Origin of the sequence: Ideonella azotifigens, assembly GCF_006519715.1 — a bacterium.
GTDB classification, from domain to species: domain Bacteria; phylum Pseudomonadota; class Gammaproteobacteria; order Burkholderiales; family Burkholderiaceae_C; genus Ideonella; species Ideonella azotifigens.
The window spans coordinates 1-4,517 of sequence record NZ_VIDT01000462.1 but is presented as its reverse complement, the minus strand read 5'-3'; the positions used below and the strand labels follow the sequence as shown (position 1 = coordinate 4,517).

5 protein-coding genes are annotated in these 4,517 nt (G+C 64.8%); 4 read left to right on the top strand and 1 reads right to left on the bottom strand.

Features of this window, described 5'->3' with window-relative positions; translation table 11 throughout:
* Positions 1–1,059 (bottom strand): serine/threonine protein kinase (locus tag FKP22_RS21950; RefSeq protein WP_375140605.1); only part of this gene is annotated, 1,059 nt, incomplete at its 3' end.
* Positions 1,060–1,380: 321 nt separating this feature from the next.
* On the opposite strand from FKP22_RS21950, the gene trxA reads away from it, so the two are divergent.
* The 4 genes from trxA to FKP22_RS21930 form a co-directional block, all read left to right on the top strand.
* A complete protein-coding gene (gene trxA, locus FKP22_RS21945; RefSeq protein WP_141289816.1) occupies positions 1,381–1,710 on the top strand; it encodes a thioredoxin in 330 nt (109 codons plus the stop codon).
* A gap of 274 nt (positions 1,711–1,984) precedes the next feature.
* Entirely contained in the window at positions 1,985–3,250 is a 1,266-nt protein-coding gene (gene rho, locus FKP22_RS21940) for a transcription termination factor Rho (protein ID WP_141289815.1), read from the top strand.
* 184 nt (positions 3,251–3,434) lie between these two features.
* Entirely contained in the window at positions 3,435–3,695 is a 261-nt protein-coding gene (locus tag FKP22_RS21935) for a type B 50S ribosomal protein L31 (RefSeq protein WP_141289814.1), read from the top strand.
* Positions 3,696–3,861: 166 nt separating this feature from the next.
* Positions 3,862–4,517, top strand: a 656-nt coding sequence (locus FKP22_RS21930; protein WP_510606722.1) for a glycosyltransferase family protein, incomplete at its 3' end; no start/stop codon positions are given.

Genomic DNA, 4,517 nt, shown 5'->3' with positions numbered 1-4,517 from the left:
GCCACCGCGCAGCTGGGCGCTGTTGACCCGGCGCAGCAGTTCAAAGGCGAGTGCAATGTCGCCCAGCACCAGCTCTGCCAGCTCGCTGGTGCGGCCACGTTCCATCAAGGCCAGATGCGCCACCCGCTCGGCGCCACCGGGCTGGGCCGGCAACACGCCTACGGTGCGCAGGCGGTCGCGCAGCAGCGCCAGCGGGCCGCCATCATCATCCTGCGTCTTCAGCCAGCCTTCCAGCGCACGCTGTAGCGTGCGGGCGCTGCGGTAGCGCAGGCGCGGCTGGCGATCGGTGCAGCGGTTGACGATTGCGCGCAAGGGCTCGGGGATCGGCCGCGGCACGGTCCAGGGCAGGCGCACGATCTCCTGGCCCAGCGGCGGCATGCGCTGTATCACGTGGACCACGTCGGGTTCGTCCAGCGCCGGCTGGCCGACCAGCGCATGGTGCATCACCAGGCCCAGCGCCAGCACGTCCTGCTGGGCCGCGTCGCGCACGGCACGCAAGGCGTCCAGCCCGCCGTCATGCTGGGTTTCGGTCGGATGCGCAGCAGCTTCCAGCCCCATCACGCTGACCTGCTGCAGTTCGTCGATGGCCAGCATCCAGGGCTGCAGGTCGCGGTGGGCAACGCCGGCCTCGTGGGCAAAGGCCAGGCCTTGCGCAATCTGGGCGGCCCAGCCGGCCAGTTCGGCCGCAGGCGCACCCTGGCGCGAAAACTTCTCGGGCCAGGACACGGCGCGGGAACGGTCGTAGGCCATAAACGGCCAGCGGTCGTGCACGCCGATTTCCAGCGGCTTTGCCAGTTGCGGATGCTGCAGCCGCGCGGCGCGCTGCGCAGCCTGCAGCCAGGCCGAAGCGGCCTCCGCATCGAGCTGCTGGCGCAGGATCACCAGCAGGCATTCCTGCTGGCTGCGGGTATCCACGGCGGCCCAGCCCATCGTGCGGTCGCTCTTGCCCACCAGGCGCAGCAACTGGAAGCGGCCGAACATGCGCACCGGCTTGGCCCTGGCGGCAGAGGCAGCAGGCGAAGCAGGCGAAGGGGTGGATGAGGAGGCGGTGGCAACCATGGGACGATGGAATAGCTCGGCACGATTGAAACCCTTGCATCGACCGGCCGATGTCCGGATCAACACTACAAGTGCACATTATTTCTGCATGGTTTGCCCTGCTGCGGCAAGGTATCCGCGCGGCCTGCGGGTCCTCGGGCTTTGTGTCAGAATCAACTTGCCTTTTTGCAGGCCCTGATCCCAGGGCCGAGAACAAGGCTTCCGCAGGGTTGAACAGGCATGGGTTGACCCCATCTCTGAATTTCCTCCCTCGCGTCCCGGGTCCGGCCAGTGCAGCATCGCAGCCGGCTGTGCCGTCCGGTCTCCCCACAGGAACTTCCCATGAGCAGCGAACTGATCAAGCATATTTCCGACGCTTCTTTCGAAGCCGACGTCCTGCAATCCGGCAAGCCGGTGCTGGTCGACTTCTGGGCTGAATGGTGCGGTCCCTGCAAGGCGATTGCCCCGGCGCTGGAAGAACTTGCCGCCCACTACGGCGACAAGATCCAGATCACCAAGATGAACGTCGACGACAACCGCGAAGTCCCGGCCAAGTTCGGCATCCGCGGCATTCCGACCCTGATGGTCTTCAAGGACGGCCAGTTTGCTGAAACCCTGGTCGGCAGCCATCCGAAGGCGAAAATCCAATCGCTGATCGACGCTCATCTATAATCTCGCCTGAAGCACCGGGTGCGGTGGCCGCAAGCTGGTCATCCACAAGCCCCGCCCCGCTGCTGCAAACAGGCTCAAGGCCACCACGCCCCAGAACCCAGCGGTTCTCCGGCGCGTGAGTTTCACGGCCCACAGCTCCCACAACAGTTTCTTGTATCGCGTGTCGGTGTCCGGCCTGCTGCCAAAAGGCAGCAAACCGTCCTCCGCAACGCGGCACGCCAGGGCCGCCGCCTTCGGAGCGGGCGCGGTCCAACCACCCCAAGGGTGAATCCCGATGCATCTTTCAGAACTGAAAGCCCTTCACGTCTCGGCCCTGATCGAGATGGGCGAAGCGCTGGAGATCGACAACGTCTCGCGCCTGCGCAAGCAGGAGTTGATGTTCGCGATCATGAAAAAGCGCGCCAAGGCAGGCGAGCAGGTGTTCGGCGACGGTGTGCTGGAAGTGCTGCCAGACGGCTTCGGCTTCCTGCGCTCCATCGACAGCAGCTACATGGCTTCTACCGACGACATTTACCTGTCGCCCAGCCAGATCCGCCGCTTCAACCTGCACACCGGCGACCTGATCGAAGGCGAAGTGCGGGTCCCCAAGGACGGTGAGCGCTACTTCGCGCTGGTCAAGGTCGACCGCGTGAACGGCCTGACGCCCGAGGAGAACAAGCACAAGATCATGTTCGAGAACCTGACGCCACTCTTCCCGAAAGAGGCGTTCAAGCTTGAGCGTGACGGCCTGAAGGCCGACGAGAACATCACCGGCCGCATCGTCGACCTGATCGCGCCGATTGGCAAAGGCCAGCGTGCGCTACTGGTCGCACAGCCCAAGACCGGCAAGACGGTGATGATGAAGCACATCGCACACGCGCTGGTGGCCAATCATCCCGAGATCCACCTGATCGTACTGCTGGTCGACGAGCGGCCGGAAGAAGTGACCGAAATGGTCCGCGGCGTACGCGGCGAAGTCATCTCCTCGACCTTCGACGAACCGGCTGCGCGCCACGTGCAGGTCGCCGAAATGGTGATCGAGCGCGCCAAGCGCCTGGTCGAGCTGGGCAAGGACGTGGTGATCCTGCTGGACTCCATCACCCGCCTGGCCCGCGCCTACAACAACGTGCTGCCTTCGTCCGGCAAGGTGCTGACCGGTGGCGTGGACGCCAACGCGCTGCAGCGGCCCAAGCGCTTCTTCGGCGCGGCCCGCAATGTCGAGGAAGGCGGCTCGCTGACCATCATCGGTACTGCGCTGGTCGATACCGGCTCGAAGATGGACGAGGTCATCTACGAAGAGTTCAAGGGCACCGGCAACTGCGAAATCCACCTGGATCGCCGCATGGCCGAGAAGCGCGTCTACCCGTCCATCCAGATCAACAAGTCCGGCACCCGCCGCGAAGAGTTGTTGCTGAAGCCGGAGATCCTGCAGAAGACCTGGATCCTGCGCAAGCTGCTCTACAACATGGATGAGATGGAGGCGATGGAATTCGTGCTCGACAAGATGAAGGCCTCCAAGAACAACCTCGACTTCTTCGACATGATGCGAAGAGGCGGTTGATCGGACCGCAAGGACGATCCTGGAGGCAGGTCCGTGACCTGGCACACATGCCGGCACGGACAGTGGCGCAGCCCGCTGCGCTATAATGCTCGTTTTTCCGCTGTCGAAAAGTGCGCTGGCATGGGGCTGGCGTGGCTGTTGGCTCACCAGCGACGAAGGAAGGCGGTTTCCGCCTCAAAGCGCCATGAAAACAGGCATTCACCCGAACTACCGCGACGTTGTGTTCGTGGACCAATCCAACGGTTTCCAATTCGTGACGCGTTCCTGCGCGCCGACCAAGGAATCGATCAAGCTGGAAGACGGCCGCGAACTGCCGCTGTTCAAGCTGGAAACCACCAGCGAATCCCACCCGTTCTACACCGGCCAGCAAAAGAGCGTGGACACGCTGGGCGGTCGTGTCGAGAAGTTCCGCAACAAGTTTGCGCGCGTCGGCATCAAGAAGTGAGATTGGCGGCCTGTGTCCTGCACAGCGCTCGCTCCCCGAAAGGCAGCCACCGGCTGCCTTTTTTATTGCCCGCCCAGGCTTGCGCAAGGACTCGCGCCCCTGCCGGCGTTGGGTTTCCGCCTCGTTCTGAAACCTTGATCGGCCCGCTTGTTGGCATGATCCAGCCGTGAATCAACCGACCCCTGCCCTCGTGACCCAGCGTGCCGCGCAGCGACTGCCACGCATCGCACTGCTGCTGTTCTGCGCCGCCTACCTGCTGCCCGGCCTGTTCGGTCGAGACCCCTGGCGCAATGCCGATCTGACCGCCTTCGGCTACATGCAGGCCATGGCCGAGGGCCGCACCTCCTGGTGGGCGCCTTCGCTTGGTCAGTTGTCACCCGAAACCGCGCTGCTGCCGCACTGGATAGGCGCCTGGTCGGTGCAGTTGCTGGGCCACTGGCTGGACCCTGCCCTGGCCGCACGCCTGCCGTTCACCTTCCTGCTGGCGCTGACGCTGTCGCTGGTCTGGTACGCGATGTTCCACCTGGCACGCACCGATGCCGCCCAGCCGGTGCCCTTCGCCTTTGGCGGCGAGGCCGAGCCGGTGGACTACGCCCGCGCAATGGCCGATGGCGCGTTGCTGGCCACCATTGCCACCCTGGGCCTGCTGCAACTGGGCCACGAAACCACGCCCGAGTTGCTGCAGTTGAGCCTGGTCTCGCTGTTCATCTGGGCCATGGCCGCTGCACCCTACAGCCGGCGCCGGGTGGCGCTGGCGGTGCTGGTTGCGCTGCCGGCGCTGGCGCTCAGCGGGGCACCCAGCATTGCCACCGCACTGGGCCT

What these genes read in the sequence shown, in the direction of transcription:
- FKP22_RS21935 (WP_141289814.1), top strand. Translation starts at nt 3,435, where the DNA reads ATGAAAACAGGCATTCACCCGAACTACCGCGACGTTGTGTTCGTGGAC.
- trxA (WP_141289816.1), top strand. Translation starts at nt 1,381, where the DNA reads ATGAGCAGCGAACTGATCAAGCATATTTCCGACGCTTCTTTCGAAGCC.
- rho (WP_141289815.1), top strand. Translation starts at nt 1,985, where the DNA reads ATGCATCTTTCAGAACTGAAAGCCCTTCACGTCTCGGCCCTGATCGAG.